This is a genomic window from Kitasatospora sp. NPDC008050 (genome assembly GCF_042957465.1).
In the GTDB taxonomy this organism is placed as follows: domain Bacteria; phylum Actinomycetota; class Actinomycetes; order Streptomycetales; family Streptomycetaceae; genus Kitasatospora.
Map to the genome: position 1 here is coordinate 222,827 of NZ_JBIBIJ010000009.1, position 21,050 is coordinate 243,876.

A 21,050-nucleotide genomic window follows, 5' to 3' on the forward strand; every position below is an offset into this window, starting at 1 on the left:
GAAGGGTCATCCATGCGCACCCGCCACGTCTTCCACGCCGTCGACTCGCACACCGAGGGCATGCCCACCCGGGTGATCACGGGTGGGGTCGGCGTCATCCCCGGTGCCACCATGGCCGAGCGGCGCGTCCACTTCCAGCAGCAGCTGGACCATCTGCGCACCCTGCTGATGTTCGAGCCGCGCGGCCACGCCTCGATGAGCGGCGCGATCCTGCAGCCGCCGACGCGGTCGGACGCCGACTTCGGCGTGCTGTTCATCGAGGTCTCGGGGCTGCTGCCGATGTGCGGGCACGGCACCATCGGGGTCGCCACCGTGCTGGTGGAGACCGGCATGGTGCCGGTGGTCGAACCGGTCACCACGGTCCGCCTGGACACCCCGGCCGGGCTGGTCACCGCCGAGGTCCAGGTGGTGGACGGCGCCGCCACCGCCGTCACCATCCGCAACGTCGCGTCCTACGCGGTCGCGCTGGACCAGAAGATCGAGGTGCCCGGCTGGGGCGCCGTCACCTACGACCTCGCCTACGGCGGCAACTTCTACGCGATCCTGCCGCTGGCCGAGTTCGGGCTGCCCTTCGAGCGGGCGCGCAAGCAGGAGATGCTGGCGGCGGGTCTGGCCCTGATGGAGGCGATCAACACCTCCGCCGACCGTCCCGTGCACCCCGAGGACCCGTCCTTCCACAGCGTCCACCACGTCAACCTGCTGGCCCCCGGCTCCACCGCCGAGCACACCCGGCACGCGATGGCGATCCACCCCGGCTGGTTCGACCGCTCGCCCTGTGGCACCGGCACCTCGGCCCGGATGGCCCAGCTGCACGCGCGGGGGGAGCTGGCGATCGGCCAGGACTTCGTCAACGAGTCCTTCATCGGCACCCGGTTCACCGGCCGGTTGGTCGAGTCGACCGAGGTGGCCGGGCGGCCCGCGGTGATCCCGACCGTCACCGGGCGGGCCTGGCTGACCGGCACCGCCCAGTACTTCCTCGACCCGAGCGACCCCTTCCCCGGAGGCTTCCTGCTGTGAGCGCCACTGTCACCTCCCACAACCCCGCCGACCCGGCCGACCTGGTCATCGAGGTCCAGGCCCCCGGCGCCTTCGGCACCACCGCCGCCGTCGAGCGGGCCCGGGCCGCGCAGCCCGGCTGGCTGGCGCTCGGCTCGGCCGCGCGCTCGGCCGCGCTGGGGCGGGCCGCCGACACGGTCGAGGCGCATGCCGCGGAGCTGACCGCGCTCGCGGTGCGCGAGGTGGGCAAGCCGGTCGCCGAGGCGCGGGGGGAGGTGGCCAGGAGCGTCGCCATCCTGCGCTACTACGCGCAGGCGCCCTACGCGCCGTCCGGCTCCGTGCACGAGACCGCCGCCGGGCCGGGGCTGCTCCTCACCCGCCGCCGCCCGCACGGGGTGGCCGGGCTCATCACGCCGTGGAACTTCCCGTACGCCATCCCCCTGTGGAAGGCCGCGCCCGCGCTGGCGGTGGGCAACACCGTGGTGCTCAAGCCCGCGCCGGAGGCGAGCGCCTGCGCGCTGCGGCTGGCCGAGCTGCTCGCGCTGCCCGCGGACGTGCTGACCGTGGTGCCGGGCGGCGCGGCGGAGGGGTCGGCGCTGGTCTCCGCCGCGGATGTCATCTCCTTCACCGGCTCCACCGGCACCGGACAGGCCGTGATCCGCGCCGCCACCGAGCGCTCGGTGCCGGTGCAGGCCGAACTGGGCGGGGTGAACGCGGCCATCGTGCTGCCGACGGCCGACGTCGAGCAGGTGGCGGCCCAGCTGGCCTTCGCCATCGCGGGGTACGCGGGCCAGAAGTGCACCGCCACCAGTCGGGTGATCGCGGTGGGCGCTGCCCTCGAACCGCTGCGCGCGGCGCTGGTCAAGGCACTGGCGGAGGTGGAGTGCGGGCCGGTGATCTCCGAGGCGGCGCGGGAGCGGCTGACCGGCGCGGTCTCCTCGGCGGTGGCGGACGGGGCGCAGGTGCTGACGGGCGGCGGGGTGCCGGAGCGGGCGGGCTGGTTCGTCGAACCGACGCTGCTGGACCGGGTGCCGGACGGACACCCGCTGCTGACCGAGGAGTTCTTCGGGCCGGTCGCGGTGCTGCTGGCCGCCGCCGACCTGGACGAGGCGGTCGCGCTGGCCAACGCCACCCGGCACAGCCTGGCCGCCTCGGTGCACACCCGGGACCTGGACGTCGCCCTCGCCGCCGCCGAGCGGTTGGCGGCCGGGATGATCCGGATCAACGCGCCGTCCACCGGGGTCGACTTCCACCTGCCGTTCGGTGGTACCCAGCAGGCCTCGCACGGCGCTCGTGAGCAGGGGGCGGCCGCGCTGGACTTCTACACCGCGAGCCGCACGATCTCGCTGCTGCCGGCGGGGGAGGCGCGGTGAGCGGGCCTGAACCGGGGTCGGCGTCGGGGTCGGCGCCGGGGCTCGAGGTCCGGACGGTGGACTACCACACCGCCGGTGAGCCGTTCCGGATCGTCACCGCCGGCCTGCCGCCCATCCCGGGCGACAGTGTGGCCGAGCGCCGGGCCATCGCGCTGCGGCTCGGCCCGCTGGAGACCGTGCGGCAGCTGCTGACCCGGGAACCGCGCGGGCACGCGGGGATGTACGGCGGGTTCCTGGTGCCGCCCGACGACGATGCGGCGCAGCTGGGCGTGCTCTTCTTCCACAAGGACGGCTACTCCACCGCCTGCGGTCACGGCACCATGGCCCTGGGCGCCTGGGCCGTGGACAGCGGGCTGGTCGCCGCACCGGACGACGGCACCGCCCAGGTCCGGATCGACGTGCCGTCCGGCCGGGTCACCGCACTGGTGCACCGCAGCGCCGGGCGCACCACGGCGGTGGGCTTCCGCAATGTGCCGACCCGGATCCTGGCCCGCAAGCTGCCGGTCACCACCTCGGTGGGGACGCTGGAGGTCGACGTGGCCGACTCCGGGGCCCGCTACGCCTCGTTGGTGGTGCCGGGCGGCGGACCGTTCGCGGCTGCGGGCGGCGGCACGGACGGAGGTGCCGACGGCGGCACGGACGGAGGCGCGGGCGCTGGTTCGGGTGCGGGCGCTGGTGCGCGGGTCACCCCGGCCGCGTTGTCGGCACTGGTCCCGCTCGGGCGGGAGATCCGGGCCGCGCTGCTCGCCGAGTACGACCTGTACGGGGTGATCTTCCACGAGGAGCTGCCCGACACCGGGGCCGGACCGAACCAGCGCAGCGTCACCGTCTTCACGGACGGCCAGATCGACCGCTCGCCCTGCGGCTCCGGCACCTCGGCGCGACTGGCCCTGCTCGCGGCGGACGGGCGGCTGGGCCCGGGGCAGGAGCTGCGCCACGAGTCGGTGATCGGCACCGTCTTCACCGGCCGGGTCCTCGGCGACGGTCCGGACGGCGTGCTGACCGAGGTCACCGGAGCGGCCAGTCGCACCGGCGAGCACCGGTTCGTGCTGGACCCGGCCGACCCGCTCGGCACCGGGTTCCTGCTGTGATCGCCGAGCTGGCCGTCGACCTGACGATGCGCCGGGCCATCGAGGCGATCGTGGGCGTACTGCGGGCCGGACTCGACGTGGAGGCCTGCCCGGGCCGCAGCAACGTGGCCGTCCCGAGCGGCGAGTTGCTGCTGATGCCGGCGGCCGCCGACGGGTACGCGGGCGTCAAGATCGCGGGCGTGGCCCCGGCCAACCCGGCGCTCGGCCTGCCCAGGATCACCGGCAGCTATCTGCTGCTGGACGGCGGCACCCTGCTCCCGCTCGCCCTGCTGGACGGTGCGGCGCTCACGGCGCTGCGTACGCCGGCCGTCACCGCCGTCGCGGTGGACCGGCTGGCCGCTGCCGACGCGGAGCACCTGGTGCTCTTCGGTGCCGGTCCGCAGGCCTACGGGCACCTTGACGCGCTGTCCGCCGTCCGGCCGCTGGGCCGGGTCACGGTGGTGGCGCGCCGGGCCGAACCGGCCGCGGAGCTGGTCCGGCACGCCCGGGCCCGCGGGTTCGCGGCCGCGGTGGGGGAGCCGGACGCGGTCGCCGGGGCCGACCTGGTGGTCTGCTGCACCACCGCGACCGCGCCGCTCTTCGACGGCGCGCTCGTCCCCGAGCACGCGGTGGTGGCGGCGGTCGGCTCGCACAGCCCGCGTGCGCGGGAGGTGGACGGCGCGCTGGTGGCCCGGGCCGCCTGCTATGTGGAGGCCCGGGCGGCGGCGCGGCTGGAGGCGGGCGATCTGCTGCTCGCGGACGGCGTGGCCGGGTCCGAGGAGTGGGCCAACCTCGCCGAGCTGGTGAACGGGACGGCGGCCGTCCCGATGGACCGGCCGCGCTTCTTCAAGAGCGTCGGCATGGCCTGGCAGGACCTCGCCGTCGCCGCCGAACTTCACCGCCGCCGGTGCTGAAGTTGACGCTGCGTCAAGGGCGTTGTGGGGACGGGCTGGACGCCGGTCTGCTCGCGGGCCGGCCTGCCGGCGTACCCGAGGACCGTGCGCGGGTCGCCCGACGGCGTCCGTGGGGGCGCCAGTGGGGGCGCCCGTGGGGCGTTCGCGGCTCGCTGGCCGGGTGATCCGCCGCCGATCCGCTGCCCAGCCGTGCTGACCAGTCGAAACGTGACATTGTACGCTGGGGGCTCCGCACTCTCCGGAGGACCGCAGTGACCGAGTCAAAGCCCCGCCCTCTCATCTCCGTTCAGGAGCGTCTGCGTGACCAGGTCGCGCACGCCCTGCGGGCCGCGCTGATCTCCGGTGAACTGCGCCCCGGCGTGGTCTACTCCGCGCCCGCGCTGGCCGCCGACTTCGGCGTCTCGGCCACCCCGGTCCGCGAGGCGATGCTGGACCTCGCCCGTGAGGGCCTGGTCGAGGCCGTGCGCAACAAGGGCTTCCGGGTCACCGAGATGACCGAGCGGGACCTGGACGACTTCACCGAGATCCGTGAGCTGATCGAGGTCCCGACGGTCGGTCGGGTCACCCGGAGCGCCACGGCCGAGCAGTTGGAGGCGCTGCGGCCGGTCGCCGAGGAGATCGTGGCCGCTGCCCGCCAGCACGACCTGATCGGGTATCTGGAGGCGGACCGCCAGTTCCACCTGACCCTGCTGGGCCTGGCCGGCAACGCCCGCCTGGTCGAGGTCGTCGGGGACCTGCGCAAGCGCTCCCGTCTCTACGGCCTGACCCGCCTCGACCAGCGCGGCGAGCTGGTCTCCTCCGCCGAGGAGCACCTGGAACTGCTGGACCTGATGATCTCCGGCGATGCCGAGGCCGCCGAGGCCTGCATGGCCCGCCACCTCAGCCACGTGCGCTCCCTGTGGGCGGCCGGCCGCGAGGAGGCCGCGGCGGAGAAGCCGGCCCTGCGTCTGGGGTCGCGCTAGCGGCTTCGGGGCAGGCCCGAGGGCCTGCCCGACAAGCCCTGGGCGGTGCCGGAGCGCGTCACCCGCGCAGGCGTCCGTCCGCCATCTGCAGCACCCGGTCCACCTCCCCCAGGAGCGCCCGGTCGTGGGTGACCATCACGGTGGCCGTGCCGTGCTCGCGGGTGGCTTCGGCCAGCAGCCGTACGATCTGCGCCCCGCGCTCGTGATCCAGCGCCGATGTCGGCTCGTCGACCAGCAGCACCGAGGGCCGGCCGAAGAGCGCCCGGGCGATGTTGACCCGCTGGCGCTCACCACCCGAGAGCTGGTGCGGGCGACGGCGCTGCTTGGACTCGTCCAGCCCGACCGAGGCGAGCAACTGCTCGGCTCGGGAGCGGGCCTGGCCGGGGCGGTCGCCACGCAGGTCGGTCAGGACCAGCAACTGCTCCACCGCCGTGAGCGAGGCGAGCAGATTGGACTGCTGGAAGACGATGCCCAGCCGCTCACGACGCAGCGCGGTGCGGGCCTTGGCGGACAGGGCGCCCGCGTCCTGACCGTCTATCAGCACCTGGCCGCGGTCGGGGCGCAGCAGGGTGGCGGCCACGGCCAGCAGGCTGGATTTTCCGGAGCCGGAGGGCCCCACCACCGCCGTGAACTCGCCGGGGGCGACCTCCAGGCTGACCTCGTCCAGTGCCGTCAGCCGCTGGTCGCCATCGGGGTAGGTGAGGGTCACCTCGCGCAGCGCCAGGCCCGTGCGGGTGCGCGGCGTGGTCACGGTACTGGTCATCGGGCGGCTCCCAGGGCGGTGATCGGGTCGACGGCGGTGATCCGGCGCACGGCCAGTACGGCGCCGAGCAGGCCGAGCAGGACCATGGCGACCACCGGCACGGCCACGCTGGTCACGCTCAGGTCGAAGGGGACGCCGGTGGCGGCGATCGCCCCGCCGACGGCGCCGGCCGCCCCGCCGAGCAGGGCGCCGGCCAGCAGCACCACGGCGGCCTGCGCGAGCGCGTCCCGCACCAGGTAGGCGCTGCTCGCGCCGACCGCCTTGAGGACGGCGATGTCGGGTTTGCGCTGGATCGTCCAGACGGTGAAGAAGGCGCCGACCACCAGGGCGCTGACCGCGAAGAGGAAGCCCTGGATCAGCTGCAGGCTGCCTTGTTCGGCCGCGTAGCCGTCGATGCCGGCCAGGGCGTCCTCAAGCGTGGCGGCTCTGGTGTTCTGGCTTCGATCGAGCGCGCCGAGGTCGGCGGTGTGGCCCGCGGTGATCGCCAGGGCGGTGGGCCGGGTCTGGCCGCTGAGCGCCTGCCAGGTCGACAGGGTGGTCCAGACGGTGGGGGCGTGGGCGTAGGAGCGCTGGTCCGTGATCGCGCTGACGGTCAAGGTCCGGGGCCCGAGCCGGACCTGCTGACCCACCGTCAGGTGGCTGTCGGCGGCGGTGTCGGCGCCCACCGCGACCTGGCCGTCGCCCGGTGCGGCTCCCGAGCGCAGCGGTGGCAGCAGCGGCCCGGCGGTGCCCAGCACGCTGACCGAGGAGGCGGTGCCACCGGCGGTCAGCCTGGTCATCGAGACCCCGAGCGGCTCGACCGAGGAAACCCCCGGCGTGCCCGTCCACCCCGCCTGCTGCTCGGGCGAGATGGAACTGGCGCTGAAGGAGACGGTCGGCGCGGCGCCGACGGGCGCGCCGAAGACGATCCGGCCGGCCGGCAGCCCGGCGATGGTGGAGGAGGCCGCCGAGGCCAGGCCGCCGGTCAGCCCGTACAGGAAGACCACCAGGGTGGTGATCAGGGTGACCACCGCGCCCATCAGGGCGAAGCGGCCCCTGGCGAAGCGGAGGTCACGCAGAGCGACGAACACGGGAACCTACTTGGTCGAGGGCGGGCGGGGTGTGGTCGTAACGGCGGTCTGGCCGAAGGGGGCGGTTGGACTGTGGCTCCACTCTGTCGCCCGTCGGGGTCCCTGCCATCGCCGAGAGGAGCGGCTCGCAAGCCGCTCCTCTGATGGAGCCTGGAATCCATCGAACGGTTGATGCCGCCAGGCGGTGATCTGCCGTGCCCGGGCCGTACCCTCGGAAGGCGTGAGCCGCCTCAACCGTGCCGACCGGGCCGATCACGCCGGTCGTCCTTCCCCCGCCCTCGCCCTCGCCGGACATACTGCGAGCACCCCCGCCCTGCGGGTGATGAACCTCGCCCTGCACGGGCTGTTCTTCACCCTCCTGGCGGTGCTGGTGCTGCGCGGCCTGCTGGACGGCCTGCTCGGGGCGGCAGGGCTGGCCGCTGCGCTGACGCTCGGCGCCGCCTACGCCGTCGGCGGCCTGGTGCGGCGTATCCGGGTCGACCGGCGCTGGGCCGGCGCCTGGCTCGCCGCGGTGGTCCTCCTCTGGGCGGTGCTCACGCTCGGCCACCCGGAGTTCTGCTACCTCGCCTTCCCGCTCTACTTCATCTGCCTGCACCTGCTCCCGGTGCGCTGGGCGGTGCCCGCCGTGCTGGGCCTGACCGGCCTGGTGGTGGCCGCCCAGGCCGGCACGGCGGGCGGGCTGACCACGGCCAAGGTGCTCGGCCCGCTGGCCGGGGCTGTGGTCGCGCTGCTCACCGCCTACGGCTACGCGGCCCTCTACCGGGAGAACCGCCAGCGCCAGCGCCTGATCGAGGATCTGGTGCGCACCGAGAGCAAGCTGGTGGCCAGCCAGCGCGAGGCAGGGCGGCTGGCGGAGCGTCAGCGCCTGGCCAGGGAGATCCACGACACCCTCGCGCAGGGGCTCTCCAGCATCGTCATGCTGGCCCGCGCGGCCGAGGCGGCCCTGCCCGCCGATCCGCAGGCGGCCGCCGGGCGGATCCGCGAGGTGGGCCGCACCGCCGCCGAGAACCTGGCCGAAGCCCGCCGCTTCGTCCGGGCGCTCACCCCGCCCGCGCTGGACGACGCCACCCTGGCCGAGGCGCTGCGCCGGCTGGCGGGCGGGCGCGGGGCGGTCTTCCACCTGGACGGTGAGCCGTACCCGCTCCCGGTGGAGGCCGAGGTGGCCCTGCTGCGGCTGACCCAGGAGGCGCTGGCCAATGCCGAGCGGCATGCGGCGGCCGAGCGGATCGCGGTGACCCTCTGCTATCTGGACGATGAGGTGACGCTCGACGTGTTCGACGACGGGGTGGGGTTCGATCCCCAGGCGGTGGCCGATCCGGCGGGCGGGAGCGGCTTCGGCCTGCACGGGATGCACGAGCGGATCGCGGCGCTCGGCGGCAGCCTCACCGTCGAGTCGGCCCCGGGGGAGGGCACGGTGGTCGCGGCCTCCCTGCGGCTGGTCGGGCTGGCGGCGCCGGCCGGGCTGGACGATCCGGACGAAGCGGCCGGCCCGGATTCCCCGGTCGGCCCACCTGGGCACGACGACTCGCACGAGCAGGGCGGCCCAGGTCAGTTCGCCGGACCAGGTCAGCTCGACGGTTCGGGCCGGCTCGACGGCTCGGGTCAGCACGAGGGGCTCGAAGCCCTGGCCGCACGTCTGCTGGGCCCCCGGGCGGCGAGCTCGGGCGAGAGCGTGGGGACCCCGCGATGATCCAAGTGCTGCTGGTCGACGACCACCCGGTGGTGCGGCGGGGCCTGCGCGCCATGGTCGACGAGTTGCCGGAGCTGGAGGCCGTCGGCGAGGCCGGTGACGGAGCGGAGGCACTGCGTCTGCTCGACGCCCTGCCCCAGCGCCCCGACGTGGTGCTGATGGATCTGCAGATGGGCGCCGGCATGCATGGTGTGGAGGCCACGCGGCGGATCACCGCGCTGCCCGACCCACCCGCGGTGCTCATCCTGACCACCTACAGCACCGACGCCGACATCCTGGCCGCCGTCGAGGCCGGTGCGACCGGGTACCTGCTCAAGGACGCCCCGCCACCGGAGCTGGTCGCCGCCGTCCAGGCGGCCGCCCGGGGCGAGACGGTGCTGGCCCCGCCCGTGGCGGCACGCCTGCTCGGCCGGGTACGGGCCGGGCGGCCCACGCTGTCGCCCCGCGAGGCCGAGATCCTCCAGCTGCTCGCATCGGGGCTGGCGAACCGTCAGATCTCCAAACGCCTCTTCATCAGCGAGGCCACCGTCAAGACCCACTTGGTGCACATCTACGAGAAGCTCGGCGTGGACAGCCGCACCGCCGCGATCGCCGCCGGGCTGAGCAGCGGGCTGATCCGCGCCGGGTGACGCCGCCTCGCTGCGGGCTGCCCGGAGCCGCTGGAGGTCAGCCCTGGGTGCCCGGAGCCCGGTTGTGGCCGGGCGGCTCGGCTTGACCGCACGTCAGGCCGGGCCGCCCGGGAACCGGGGGCGTCGCGGGGCTCAGCCCTGCTGTACGCGGGTACCAGTCATACGGCGGCGTGGCCTGCCGATGACGAGGGGTACCGAGGGAGTGCGGGGCGCATGGGGGTGACATGCATTACCCAAGCAGCCCGTCCCTGGGAGCGTCCATACCTCGGACATGACAAGGCGAAAGATTTTACGGATTACTGGTCAACAAACCGGACGATCCACTGACGAAACGGCCTCCATCAGGAGATCCTGATGGGCCTTGGCCATCGTGGCAGCGGTCGGTGGAGCGACGCCGGCCGACCGGGATCGCCGCCGCGCCGCAACGCCGCGCAGCGGCCTGGCCCCGCCCGGCGCCGTCCCGCCGTCCTGCCGTGCGCCCGGCGCCGTTCCGCCGTCCTGCCGTGCGCCCGGCGCCGTTCTGCCGTGCGCCCGGCGGCTGTGGGAGGATCGCGCAATGCCCCCCGCCTCGCCGTCGCCCGCCCCGTCTCCCACCACCGCGGTCGCACGCGGTGCCGACGGTCGCGCCCAGGTCCTCGCGGCCGCCGCCGAGTTGTTCACCCGGGACGGCTACGCGGCCACCACCACCCGCGCGGTCGCCGAGCGGGCCGGTCTGCGCCAGTCCACCCTCTACCACCACTTCGCGAGCAAGGACGCCATCCTCGCCACCCTGCTCGAAGGCACCGTCACCCCCGCCCTTGCCCATGCCAACCGCCTGCTGGAGACCGCCGAACCGGTGCCCGGTGCCCGGCTCTGGGCGATGGTCCACTTCGACACCGGCCTGCTGCTCGGCGGCTTCTCCAATCTGGGCGCGCTCTACCTGCTGCCCGAGGTGCGCGGTGAGCGGTTCGCCGACTTCCGCCAGCTCCGGTGCGAACTCGGCGCCGCCTACCGCACCCTGCTGACCGGGCTGGACGGCCTGCCGGCGTCGGAGCTGACCCTGCGGGGCGAACTGGTGCTGGGCCTGGTGGAAGGCACGGTGGCGGTGTCCCGGCAGTGCTCCGAGCACGCGACGGAGACCGTGTGCCTCGCGGTGGCCGACGCCGCGCTGCGCCTGGCGTGCGGGGCCGGCTGCCCGCCCGAGCGGCTCGCGGCCATCCGGCAGGCGGCGCGCGGGCTTTCCGGCTGACCCGCGGTCCGCGGTCCGCGGTCCGCGGTCCGCGCGCAGCTGGCCACCCGCGGCCCGCCCCGCGCACCGTCGTACAGTGGAACGCGTGTCCACTCTTCCCGAGCTGACCCTGCCGATCATCGCCGCGCCCATGGCCGGTGGCGCCTCAACCCCCGCGCTGGTCGCGGCCGTCAACGAGGCGGGCGGCCTCGGCTACCTGGCCGCCGGATACAAGAGAGCCGGCGCGATGAGCGAGCAGATCGCCCGGACGCGCGAACTGACGAGCCGTCCGTTCGGCGTCAACCTCTTCGTGCCGGCCGCCACCGACCCCGCCGAGCTGGCCGCCGTGCCCGCCTACCGGGCGGAGCTGCTCCCCGAGGCCGAGCGCTGGGGCGTCGCACTGCCGGAGCGGATCGCACCGGACGACGAGGACTGGGACGCCAAGATCGCCGCACTGATCGCCGATCCGGTACCCGTGCTCTCCTACACCTTCGGCCTGCCGACCCGTCAGGAGGCCGACGCCCTGCGGTCGGCGGGCACCGCTCAGGTGGCCACCGTGACCAGCGTGGCCGAGGCCCGTGCGGCGGTGGCGCTGGGCCTGGACGCGCTCTGCGTCCAGGGCCCGGAGGCGGGCGGACACCGGGGCACGCACCAGGCCGGCACTGAGCCGGGCAGCGAACCCCTGGCTGAGCTGCTCTCCCTGGTCCGCGCCGCCGTCGACCTGCCGCTGATCGCGGCCGGCGGGATCGCCGACGGCGCCGCGATCGCCGCCGCGCTGCGAGCCGGAGCCGGGGCCGTCCAACTCGGCACCGCCTACCTGCTCGCCGAGGAGGCCGGCACCTCCGCACCGCACCGTGCGGCGCTGGCCGACCCGGCCTTCACCGAGAGCGTCCGTACCCGCGCCTTCACCGGCCGGGTGGCCCGCGGTCTGCGCAACGCCTTCATCGACGAGCACGCCGGCCACGCCCCCCACGCCTACCCCGAGGTGCACCACCTGACCGCCCCCCTGCGCGCCGCGGCCACCGCCCGCGCCGACACCCAGCGCATGCACCTGTGGGCGGGTACCGCGTTCGCCAGGGCGCGCCCGGGGACGGCAGGCGAGATCACCGGGCGGCTGTGGCGCGAGGCGCAGGCGCAGCGGTAGCGGCGAGCGCCCTGGGAGGTGCGGGCGGTGCGCGCCGGTCAGATCCAGCCGTCGAACCGGATCCGCGCGTCCCAGGCCGCCGTTGGGACCGGGTGGGCCGTGCAGAGCGGCAGGAACGCCGCGTGATCCGAGCGGCGCCTGGCTCGGCGGCAGTCTCGCGTTCTTCCCGGTCTGCCCGGCCGTGATCCGGCTGGTTCACCTGGCCACCGGCGCGAGCTACGGGGACGCCGCACTGGCGGTGTCCCGGGTGGCGGGGGCGGTCGCGGCGGTGCTGCTCCACCGGCTGTTCGGGCGGTTGTACGACCGTCGGACCGGGCTCTTCATGGTGCTGCTGACGGTGGCTCAGCCGATGGCCGTGGTGTTCGGCATGGGGTACAGCGAGGCCGTCTTCCTGGCCTGCGCGGCGGGCGCGCTGCTGGCCGCGCACCGGGGCCGGTGGACGGTGGCCGAGGCCTGGGCGGTGCCGGCCGGGCTGACCCGCCCCGGCGGACTCGCGGTCGGCGCGGCGGTCGCCCTGGCCGCCTGGCTGGCGATCCATCAGAAGCAGCCATGGGTAAGGCCGTTGGCGGCCGCCGTGGCCGCCGTGGTCGCCTGCTCGGCCACGCCGGGGTACCTGCTCTGGGTGGGGCTGCGGACCGGCCGGGCCGACGGGTGGTTCCGGATCCAGCAGGCGGGATGGGGCACCGCGCTGGACTGGGGCGCGCACAGCTGGGACTACGTGACCGACCAGCTGACCGGCGGCACCGGCTGGGTGGACGTCAGCGTCGCGCTGCCGGTGCTGGCGGCGCTCGGCGGCAGCGTGCTGGCGCTGCTCCGGCGGCCGTGGCCGCCACTGGCGCTCTACGGGCTGCTGGTGACGGCGCTCGCGGTCGGCCGGAGCGACTACCCCTCCTGCAAGCCGCGTCTGCTGGTGCCGGCGCTGCTCTTCCTGCTACCCGGCGCCGTCGCGCTGGCCAGGGCCCGCGGGCGGGTGGCCTGGCCGATCGCGGGGGCGGCGCTGCTGGCCGGCAGCTGGTACGGGGCGTATCTGCTGGCGGTCTGGCAGTCGGTGGTCTGACCCGCTGAGCTGACCCGCTGAGCTGATCCGGTGATCCGGCCCCGCTCGTGATCCCGTCCCCGCTCGTGATCCCGGCCCGGCCCGTGATCCGGCTCCACTCGTGCCGCTGGGCGCCGTTCCCGGGAGGGGGAGCGGCGCCCAGCAACAGGTGGTCAGCCGCCGAAGGCCGGGATCTGGTCGAGCGTCGCGAGGCGGGCGTTGGAGGTCCGGATGCTGCCGCACAGCACCCGCGCGCCGCCGATCCGGTAGTCGTCCCCGGTGCCCGTCGCCTTCAGCACCGCGCCCTGGAGCGAGGTGTAGGCCTCGTCGGTGAGGTCGTTCTTCTTCAGGTCGCGCACCACGATGAGCTTGCGCAGCAGGTCGCTCGCGCCCGGCTGGGTGTCCAGCGCCTTGCGCTGGTCGTCGGGGAGCTTGGCGAAGGCGGCGTCGTCGGGGGCGAAGACGGTGACGTTGTCCATCGAGTCGAAGACGTCCTTGGCCTTGGCCGTCTTGACCAGCCTGGCCAGCGCGGTCAGGTCCTTGGACTGCTCGATCGCCGACAGCACGGGGATGCCGCCCATCGAGTCCAGGCTGCCCGGGCCGTCCGCGGGCAGCGCGGCGCAGCTCTGGCCGACGGGCTTCTCCGGCGGCGGGGGGCCGCCGGCCGCGACCGGGCTCTTGTCGGCGCCGGCGCAGCCGGCCAGGGGGACCAGGGCAAGGGCGAGGACCGCCAGCAGAGCGGGGCGGGTGGTGGGGCGGGGCATCGTGCGGCTCCTCCTCGGGCGAAAATCCGGCGATAACATGTCGGATACGCCCAGATAGTGACACTTCGTCAGTCCGCCGCCCGGGAGGCGGACGGCGGACCGACGCACCGTCACCCGAGCAGCGCCCCCATCCACTCCTCGATCCCGGCCACCGTGCGCGGCAGCGCGCCGGACATCAGGCGCGCGCCGTCCTCGGTGATCACCAGGTCGTCCTCGATCCGCACCCCGATCCCGCGCAGCTCGGGCGGCAGCGTCAGGTCGTCCGGCTGCAGGTAGAGCCCGGGTTCGACGGTCAGCACCTGGCCGGCTTCCAGCACGCCGTCCAGGTAGGCCTCCGCCCGGGCCTTCGCGCAGTCGTGCACGTCCAGGCCCAGCATGTGCCCGCTGCTGCACAGCGTGTAGCGGCGGTACAGGCCGCTCTCCTCCCGCAGCGCCTGCTCCGCGGGGACCGGCAGCACGCCCCAGTCGGCCAGGCCCTCGGCGATCACCCGCATCGCCGCGCGGTGGAAGTCGCGGAAGGCGGCGCCGGGGCGCAGTGCGGCGATGCCCGCGTCCTGGGCGGCCAGCACCAGTTCGTAGACCTGGCGCTGGACGGGGGAGAAGGTGCCGCTCAGCGGCAGGGTGCGGGTGATGTCGGCGGTGTAGCGGGTGTCGGTCTCCACCCCGGCGTCGAGCAACAGCAGTTGGGTCGGGTCGAGCGCGCCGTCGTTGCGGATCCAGTGCAGCACGCCGGCGTGCGCGCCCGAGGCCGCGATGGTCTCGTAGCCGGTGCCGGCGCCCTCGGCCCGGGCGCGCAGGTTGAACACGCCCTCGATCCAGCGTTCGCCGCGCGGGTGGCGCAGCGCGGTGGGCAGTGCGCGGACCACGTCCTCGAAGCCGGCGGTGGTGTGGTCGACGGCCAGTTGCAGCTGCTCTACCTCCCAGGCGTCCTTGACCAGCCGCAACTCGCCGAGTGCGACCGCGAGTCGGGCGTCGCCGCCGGTGTCGAGCAGGCCGTCGAGCAGGCCGTCGAGTACCGGGTCGACCCCGCCCAGCACCCGGGTCCCGCGCTGACGTCCGCTCAGCAGCTTCTCCAGGCCGTCCAGGTGTTCCGCGCGCAGGCCGGTCAGTTGGGCCGTCTCGGCCAGGTCGGGGCGCCGGCCGACCCAGAACTCGCCGTAGCGGCGGTCGCGGTAGAACTCCTCGCTGGCGCCGTCGCGCGGTGAGCGCGGCCGCAGGTAGAGCACCGCCTCATGGCCGGCGTCGCCGTCCGGCTCCAGGACCAGGACGCTGCCGGCCTGCTCCTCGCCGGTCAGGCCGGTGAGCCAGCTGAAGGCGGTGTGCGGCCGGAACCGGAAGTCGCAGTCGTTGCTGCGCACCTTGAGCTGCCCGGCCGGCACCACCAGGCGCTCGCCCGGGAAGAGCGCGGAGAGCCTGGCCCGGCGGGCCGGCATGACCTGGTGGCCGGGCACCCGGTCGGCAGGGGCCAGTGCGGTGGTGGCCCAGTCGGTGGCCATGAAGGCGGCGAGGGCCGGGGAGACGGGGAGGTCATGGCTCCCGGTGTTGGCGGACGGGAGGGGCTGGGTCACGGGAAGGCTCCAGAAGGGGTCCGGGCTCACACTGCTGAGCTGCGCTGATATCCGTGTGTTGCAAGGGAGCTGACTGACCGTTGGGACACAGCTGGGTAACGGGCCGGACAACCCCTTGCTTGTACAATTTCACATTACTATGTTACGGGTCACACCTCGGATGGGCCAGCCCCGGCACCGATCCCCCTGACAGCGGAGTGCATATGACCAGGCGTATCCATGCCGCCCTCGCCGCGGCGATCGCGGCGACCCTGACCCTCGGCCTCGGGGCGTGCAGCAGCCACGAGAGCAGCGGCGGCGGCAGTACCGACGCCGGCAACGGCATCACCACCGCCGGGGACGGCATCATCGGTGGCACTCCGGTCAAGGGCGGCACCCTGCACATCCTGTCCAACCAGGACTTCTCGCAGCTCGATCCGACCCGCAACTGGGTCGAGCCGGAGATGGACTTCGGCATTCGCACCCTCTATCGCACCCTGACCACGTTCAAGGCCGCGCCCGGCGCCCAGGGGCTGCAGATCGTCCCGGACCTGGCCACCGACCTGGGCGAGCCGAGCGACGGCGCGAAGACCTGGACCTTCCACCTCAAGGACGGCCTCAAGTACGAGGACGGATCGCCGATCGTCGCCGACGACATCAAGTACAACGTCGAGCGCTCGTTCTCCCCCGACCTGCCCGGCGGCCCGAACTACGCCAAGCAGTACCTGAACGCCCCCGCCGGATACGCCGGTCCGCTGCACGGCCAGCGGCTGGGTCCGGAGGCGATCGAGGTCCCGGACGCCAAGACGATCATCTTCCATCTCAAGCGCCCGGTCGCCGAGTTCGGCTACACGGTGACGCTGCCGACCTTCGCGCCGGTGCCGATCGCGAAGGAGGCCGGCGCCAACTACAGCAACCACCCGTTCTCCTCCGGCCCGTACAAGATCGAGACGTACGACCGCGGCAAGCAGCTGGTGCTGGTCCGCAACACCTACTGGGAGCAGTCCACCGACCCGGTCCGCAAGGCCTATCCGGACAAGATCGTGGTGGACCAGACGCTGGGTTCGGCCGGCATCGCCGACCGCCTGATCGCCTCGCAGGGCGACGACCAGGACGGGATCGCGTATGCCGACCTGGCGCCCGCCAAGATCCCCGACGTGATCACCAATCCGGACGTCAAGTCCCGGCTGGTCAGCGAGAACGAGAACTGCACGACCATGCTGACCATGGACAACAGCAAGCCGCCGTTCGACAACAAGAACCTGCGGCTGGCGGTCGAGTACGCGATCGACAAGCAGGCCTTCCAGTCCTCCGTCGGCGGCCCGGCACTGGCCGACATCGCGACCACCTACCTGCCGCCGGAGCTGACCGGCGGCAAGGCGGTCGACCACTTCGGCATCCCGGTCGGCGGCGACCTCGACAAGGCCAAGCAGTACCTGGCGCAGGCCGGGCTGAGCGGCGGGCTCTCCACCGAGATCACCGTCTCCACCGGCCAGCGCCAGCAGGCGGAGGCGATCCAGGCCGCGCTCAAGAAGATCAACATCAACGTCACGATCAACACGCTGGACGCCAGCGTGGTCAACTCGGTGGTCGGTGACAAGAGCAAGCAGACCGGCCTGGCGATCACCGGCTGGTGCCCCGACTACCCCTCGGCCGCCACCTTCCTGCCGATGCTCTTCGACAGCCGGGTGATCACCGACACCGGCAACCAGGGCAACATGGCGCGCTTCAAGGACCCGTCGGTGGACGCCGAGATGGACCGGATCGCCGGGCTGAGCGACGTGAACGCCGCCAACGCGGCCTGGCTGGCGCTGGACGCGAGACTCATGGACGCGGCCCCCACCGTGCCGCTCACCTGGCAGAAGAAGCCGCTGCTGGTCGGCACCAACATCGCCGGAGCGTTCGCGAGTCCGGTGTGGTCGGGCCAGATCGACTACGCCACCATCGGCCTGAAGTCCGTCAAATGACGGTCCAACAGGTGCCCGTCACAGCAGTTCTGACTGAGCGTCAGAAATCAGGATCGCCTTGGCGGCTGGCCTGGGGGCGACTGCGCCGCCGGCCGGTGGCCATGGTGGGCCTCGGCATCATCGCCTTCTTCGTGCTGGCCGCGCTGCTGGCCCCGGTGCTCACCGCGATCTCCGGCTACGGCCCCGCCGACACCGACAAGTACGCCATCGACCCCTACCTCGGCGGGCTGCCGCGCGGCGCCTTCGGCGGGATGAGTCCGCAGCACTGGCTCGGCGTCGAGCCGATGCTGGGGCGCGACATCTTCGCCCGGCTGCTCTACGGCGCCCGGATCAGCCTGCTGGTCTCGTTCAGTGCCGCGCTGCTGATCACCGTCGTCGGGGTGGCGCTCGGCGCCACCGCCGGCTACTTCGGCGGCCGCATCGACGCGGTGATCAGCCGGTTCATGGACGTCATGATGTCCTTCCCGAGCCTGATCTTCATGATCGCACTGCTCTCGGTGGTGAAGAACGCCAACCGGGTGCTGCTGCTGATCGTCGTGATGAGCCTCTTCACCTGGCCGTACATCGCCCGGGTGATCCGGGGGCAGACCATCTCGCTCAAGCGCCGTGAGTACGTCGAGGCGGCCCGGGCCAGCGGCACGCCGAGCATCCGGATCCTGCTCACCGAGATCCTGCCGAACCTGACCAGCACCGTCATCGTCTACGTCACCCTGGCCATCCCCGGGCTGATCGGCTCCGAGGCCGGCCTGACCTACCTCGGGGTCGGGGTCCGCCCGCCCACTCCGTCCTGGGGACAGATGATCACCGACGCCCAGCTGTACTACAAGGTCGATCCGATGTTCTTCGTCCTGCCGTGCGCCTGCCTGTTCCTGGTGGTGCTGGCCTTCACCCTGCTCGGCGACGCGCTGCGCGACGCCCTCGACCCGAAGGGCGGCCAGGGATGACCGCCTTCCTGATCCGCCGACTGCTCGGCATCGCCGGCACCCTGCTGGTGATCTGCGCGGTCACCTTCACCATCTTCTACCTGCTGCCGAGCGATCCGGCCGTGCAGTTCTGCGGCAAGGACTGCGCGCCCGACCAGATCGCGCTGGTCCGCAAGCAGATGGGCCTGGACGCGCCGCTGATCGTCCAGTTCGGCCGCTACGTGCTGGCGATCTTCGCCGGGCGCACCATGGGCACCGGGCAGTACGCGGTGCACTGCGGCTTCCCCTGCTTCGGCTACTCCTTCCAGAGCGGTCGCCCCGTCTGGGACCTGATGATGGACCGGCTCCCGACCAGCTTCTCGCTGGCGATCGGCGCGGCCGCCTGCTGGCTGCTGCTGGGACTGGGCGCCGGCGTCGTCTCGGCGCTGCGCAAGAACACCTGGGTGGACCGCACGGTGATGGTCGCCACCATCGGCGCGGCCGCGGTGCCGGTCTACTTCACCGCGATGATCCTGCTCTACGTGGTGGTCACGGTGCTCGGTCTGATCCCGTACCCGCGCTACGTCGACTTCTCGGTCGATCCGGTCGGCTGGGCACAGAACCTGCTGCTGCCGTGGATCACCCTGGCGCTCGCGACGGCCGCCATGTACGCCCGGATGACCCGCAGTTCGGTGATCGAGACGCTGGCCGAGCCGTATGTCCGCACCGCGCGGGCCAAGGGGCTGCGCGAGCGCAAGGTGGTCGGCAAACACGGGCTGCGCCCGGCCCTGACCGCGGTGGCGACCATGCTCGGCATGGACCTGGGCAGCCTGCTGGCCGGCGCGATGATCACCGAGTCGCTCTTCGGACTGCCGGGCGTCGGCAAGCTGTTCGCCGACTCGCTCAACAAGTCCGACCAGCCCGTGGTGATGGGCATCACGCTGCTGGCCTCCTTCTTCATCGTCACCTCCAACCTGGTCGTGGACCTGCTCTACGCCTGGATCGACCCGAGAGCGAGGCTTTCGTGACGCTGCTCCAGGTCCGCGACCTCGCGGTCGAGTTCACTACCGGCGAGGGGCCGGTGCGGGTGGTCAAGGGCGTCGACTTCGACGTCGAGCGCGGCCGCACGCTGGGGATCGTCGGCGAGTCCGGCTCCGGCAAGTCGGTCACCTCGCTGGCCGTGATGGGCCTGCACCCGGGCGCCAAGGTCACCGGCTCGGTCGACTTCGACGGCACCGAGCTGATCGGCGCACCCGCGGAGACGGTCCGCAGGCTGCGCGGGCGGCGGATGGCCATGGTCTTCCAGGACGCCCTCACCGCGCTGCACCCGTACTTCACCATCGGCGACCAGATCGCCGAGGCGCACCGCGAGCACTTCGGCTCCAGCCGCCGGGCCGCCCGGGCCAGGGCGGTGGAGGTGCTCGGCGACGTCGGCATCCCCGAACCGGCCCGCCGGGCGGGCGAGTACCCGCACCAGTTCTCCGGCGGCATGCGCCAGCGCGCGATGATCGCGCTCGCGCTCTCCTGCGAGCCCGACCTGATCATCGCCGACGAGCCGACCACCGCGCTGGACGTCACCGTGCAGGCCCAGGTGCTCGACCTGCTGATGCGGCTCAAGGCGGAACGGGGGCTGGGGATCATCATGATCACCCATGACCTCGGCGTGATCGCCCGGGTGGCCGACGAGGTGCTCGTCATGTACGGCGGCACGGCCGTCGAACAGGCGGGCGCCGACGCGCTGTTCGCCGCGCCCCGGCACCCGTACACCCAGGGCCTGCTGGACTCGCTGCCGCGCCTCACCGCCGGCTCCGGCGAGGGGCAGGAGCTGCGGGCGATCCCGGGCAGCCCGCCCTCGGTGCTGGCGCCGCCACCCGGCTGCGCCTTCCATCCACGCTGCCCCGTCTACGCCGCGGACCCGCGGCCGGCCTGCACCGGCGCCCGGCCGCTGCTGCGGCAGGTGACGCCCGACGGGCATCGCAGCGCCTGCGTCCACTCGGAGGAGACGGCATGACCACGGCGCTGACGGAACCACTGCTGACGGTGCGCGATCTCGGCAAGACCTTCCCCGGCACCCGTGACGGGCTGCGCCGGCGGCCCGGGGTCAAGGCCGTGGACGGGCTCAGCTTCGAGGTGCGGGCGGGCGAGACGCTCGGCCTGGTCGGCGAGTCCGGCTGCGGCAAGTCCACCACCGGGCGGCTGCTGGTGCGGCTGCTGGATCCCACCGCCGGGCGGGTCGACTTCCGCGGGCAGGACATCACCGGACTGGGGCAGCGTGAACTGCGGCCGCTGCGCAGCGAGTTGCAGATCATCTTCCAGGACCCGTTCGCCTCGCTGAACCCGCGGCGGACGGTGGAGCAGATCATCTCGGCGCCGCTGCGCGCGCAGCGGGTGGCTGGCGAGCGGATCCGGCGCGAGGTGCGGGAGCTGGTCCAGCTGGTGGGCCTGGCGCCCGAGCACCTGGACCGCTACCCGTACCAGTTCTCCGGCGGCCAGGCCCAGCGGATCGGCATCGCCCGGGCACTGGCCACCCGGCCCGCGCTGGTGGTCGCCGACGAGCCGGTCTCGGCGCTGGACGTCTCCATCCAGGCGCAGATCGTCGGCCTGCTGGAGCGGCTGCAGCGTGAACTGGGCGTCGCCTACCTGTTCATCGCCCACGACCTGGCGGTGGTCCGGCACCTGAGCCACCGGGTGGCGGTGATGTACCTGGGCCGGATCGTGGAGATCGGCGAGAAGGAGCAGGTGTACGCCGCGCCCGCGCACCCGTACACCAAGGCGCTGCTCTCCGCGGTGCCGCTGCCCGACCCGGCGGCCGAGCGGGCCAGGGAGCGGATCGTGCTGCTCGGCGACCCGCCGAGCCCGGCCAACCCGCCCAGCGGCTGCACCTTCCACCCCAGGTGCGCCAAGGCGCAGCCGATCTGCCGCAGCCAGGCGCCGCAGCTGACGGCCGACGGAACGGGTCGGCGGCAGGTCGCCTGCCACTTCCCGGAGGCCTGAGACCACCCCCAACACCCAGGAA

General features: G+C 73.5%; 19 protein-coding genes. 15 read left to right on the top strand and 4 right to left on the bottom strand.

The features are described from left to right. Positions 1-12 precede the first annotated feature (12 nt). The 5 genes from ACFZB9_RS20020 (at position 13) to ACFZB9_RS20040 (ending at position 5,315) form a co-directional block, all read left to right on the top strand. Entirely contained in the window at positions 13-1,017 is a 1,005-nt protein-coding gene (locus ACFZB9_RS20020; RefSeq protein ID WP_391448861.1) for a proline racemase family protein, read from the top strand. Then, positions 1,014-2,369 (top strand): aldehyde dehydrogenase family protein, encoded by a 1,356-nt coding sequence (locus ACFZB9_RS20025; RefSeq protein WP_391448862.1) that lies wholly within the window; start codon positions 1,014-1,016, stop codon positions 2,367-2,369. Before ACFZB9_RS20020 ends, ACFZB9_RS20025 begins: the two co-directional genes overlap by 4 nt. Beyond that, the gene (locus tag ACFZB9_RS20030; protein WP_391448863.1) at positions 2,366-3,460 is read left to right on the top strand and encodes a proline racemase family protein; all 1,095 of its coding nucleotides are present in this window, start codon (positions 2,366-2,368) and stop codon (positions 3,458-3,460) included. The genes ACFZB9_RS20025 and ACFZB9_RS20030 overlap by 4 nt, the downstream gene beginning before the upstream one ends. Further along, the gene (locus ACFZB9_RS20035; protein WP_391448864.1) at positions 3,457-4,353 is read left to right on the top strand and encodes an ornithine cyclodeaminase family protein; all 897 of its coding nucleotides are present in this window, start codon (positions 3,457-3,459) and stop codon (positions 4,351-4,353) included. Before ACFZB9_RS20030 ends, ACFZB9_RS20035 begins: the two co-directional genes overlap by 4 nt. 251 nt (positions 4,354-4,604) lie before the next feature. Then, complete coding sequence (locus tag ACFZB9_RS20040) at positions 4,605-5,315, top strand: GntR family transcriptional regulator (RefSeq protein ID WP_391448866.1); 711 nt, start codon at positions 4,605-4,607, stop codon at positions 5,313-5,315. Between the two features lie 58 nt (positions 5,316-5,373). Here ACFZB9_RS20040 and ACFZB9_RS20045 read toward each other — a convergent pair whose 3' ends face one another. Further along, complete coding sequence (locus ACFZB9_RS20045) at positions 5,374-6,078, bottom strand: ABC transporter ATP-binding protein (RefSeq protein WP_391448867.1); 705 nt, start codon at positions 6,076-6,078, stop codon at positions 5,374-5,376. Next, entirely contained in the window at positions 6,075-7,148 is a 1,074-nt protein-coding gene (locus ACFZB9_RS20050) for an FtsX-like permease family protein (protein ID WP_391448869.1), read from the bottom strand. The genes ACFZB9_RS20045 and ACFZB9_RS20050 overlap by 4 nt, the downstream gene beginning before the upstream one ends. A gap of 322 nt (positions 7,149-7,470) precedes the next feature. Between ACFZB9_RS20050 and ACFZB9_RS20055 the strand changes: the two genes are divergently transcribed. The 5 genes from ACFZB9_RS20055 to ACFZB9_RS20075 all read left to right on the top strand — a co-directional run bounded on the left by ACFZB9_RS20055 (position 7,471) and on the right by ACFZB9_RS20075 (position 12,875). After that, the gene (locus ACFZB9_RS20055) at positions 7,471-8,838 is read left to right on the top strand and encodes a sensor histidine kinase (protein WP_391448871.1); all 1,368 of its coding nucleotides are present in this window, start codon (positions 7,471-7,473) and stop codon (positions 8,836-8,838) included. After that, positions 8,835-9,467, top strand: a complete 633-nt coding sequence (locus ACFZB9_RS20060) for a response regulator (protein ID WP_391448873.1) — start codon at positions 8,835-8,837, stop codon at positions 9,465-9,467. Before ACFZB9_RS20055 ends, ACFZB9_RS20060 begins: the two co-directional genes overlap by 4 nt. 556 nt (positions 9,468-10,023) lie before the next feature. Continuing rightward, positions 10,024-10,695 (top strand): TetR/AcrR family transcriptional regulator, encoded by a 672-nt coding sequence (locus ACFZB9_RS20065; protein WP_391448875.1) that lies wholly within the window; start codon positions 10,024-10,026, stop codon positions 10,693-10,695. An 85-nt stretch (positions 10,696-10,780) separates the two neighbouring features. Next, the gene (locus tag ACFZB9_RS20070; RefSeq protein ID WP_391448876.1) at positions 10,781-11,818 is read left to right on the top strand and encodes an NAD(P)H-dependent flavin oxidoreductase; all 1,038 of its coding nucleotides are present in this window, start codon (positions 10,781-10,783) and stop codon (positions 11,816-11,818) included. A gap of 181 nt (positions 11,819-11,999) precedes the next feature. Beyond that, entirely contained in the window at positions 12,000-12,875 is an 876-nt protein-coding gene (locus ACFZB9_RS20075) for a hypothetical protein (protein WP_391448878.1), read from the top strand. Between the two features lie 152 nt (positions 12,876-13,027). Here the strand turns inward: ACFZB9_RS20075 and ACFZB9_RS20080 are convergent, their stop codons facing one another. Beyond that, positions 13,028-13,618 carry a fasciclin domain-containing protein gene (locus ACFZB9_RS20080; RefSeq protein WP_391448880.1) on the bottom strand — a complete coding sequence of 197 codons (591 nt, stop codon included), beginning with the start codon at positions 13,616-13,618 and terminating at the stop codon, positions 13,028-13,030. A 110-nt stretch (positions 13,619-13,728) separates the two neighbouring features. Continuing rightward, positions 13,729-15,186, bottom strand: a complete 1,458-nt coding sequence (locus ACFZB9_RS20085) for an aminopeptidase P family protein (protein ID WP_391448882.1) — start codon at positions 15,184-15,186, stop codon at positions 13,729-13,731. A gap of 203 nt (positions 15,187-15,389) precedes the next feature. On the opposite strand from ACFZB9_RS20085, the gene ACFZB9_RS20090 reads away from it, so the two are divergent. Genes ACFZB9_RS20090 through ACFZB9_RS20110 form a run of 5 tightly spaced genes read left to right on the top strand, consistent with a single transcriptional unit; the run spans position 15,390 to position 21,028 of the window. Further along, positions 15,390-17,132, top strand: a complete 1,743-nt coding sequence (locus ACFZB9_RS20090) for an ABC transporter substrate-binding protein (protein WP_391448884.1) — start codon at positions 15,390-15,392, stop codon at positions 17,130-17,132. Beyond that, a complete protein-coding gene (locus ACFZB9_RS20095) occupies positions 17,129-18,076 on the top strand; it encodes an ABC transporter permease (protein ID WP_391448886.1) in 948 nt (315 codons plus the stop codon). The genes ACFZB9_RS20090 and ACFZB9_RS20095 overlap by 4 nt, the downstream gene beginning before the upstream one ends. Continuing rightward, on the top strand, positions 18,073-19,062 hold the full coding sequence (locus tag ACFZB9_RS20100; RefSeq protein ID WP_391448888.1) for an ABC transporter permease: 990 nt from the start codon (positions 18,073-18,075) through the stop codon (positions 19,060-19,062). Before ACFZB9_RS20095 ends, ACFZB9_RS20100 begins: the two co-directional genes overlap by 4 nt. Continuing rightward, the gene (locus tag ACFZB9_RS20105) at positions 19,059-20,045 is read left to right on the top strand and encodes an ABC transporter ATP-binding protein (RefSeq protein WP_391448890.1); all 987 of its coding nucleotides are present in this window, start codon (positions 19,059-19,061) and stop codon (positions 20,043-20,045) included. The genes ACFZB9_RS20100 and ACFZB9_RS20105 overlap by 4 nt, the downstream gene beginning before the upstream one ends. Continuing rightward, a complete protein-coding gene (locus ACFZB9_RS20110; RefSeq protein WP_391448892.1) occupies positions 20,042-21,028 on the top strand; it encodes an ABC transporter ATP-binding protein in 987 nt (328 codons plus the stop codon). Before ACFZB9_RS20105 ends, ACFZB9_RS20110 begins: the two co-directional genes overlap by 4 nt. Positions 21,029-21,050 lie beyond the last annotated feature (22 nt).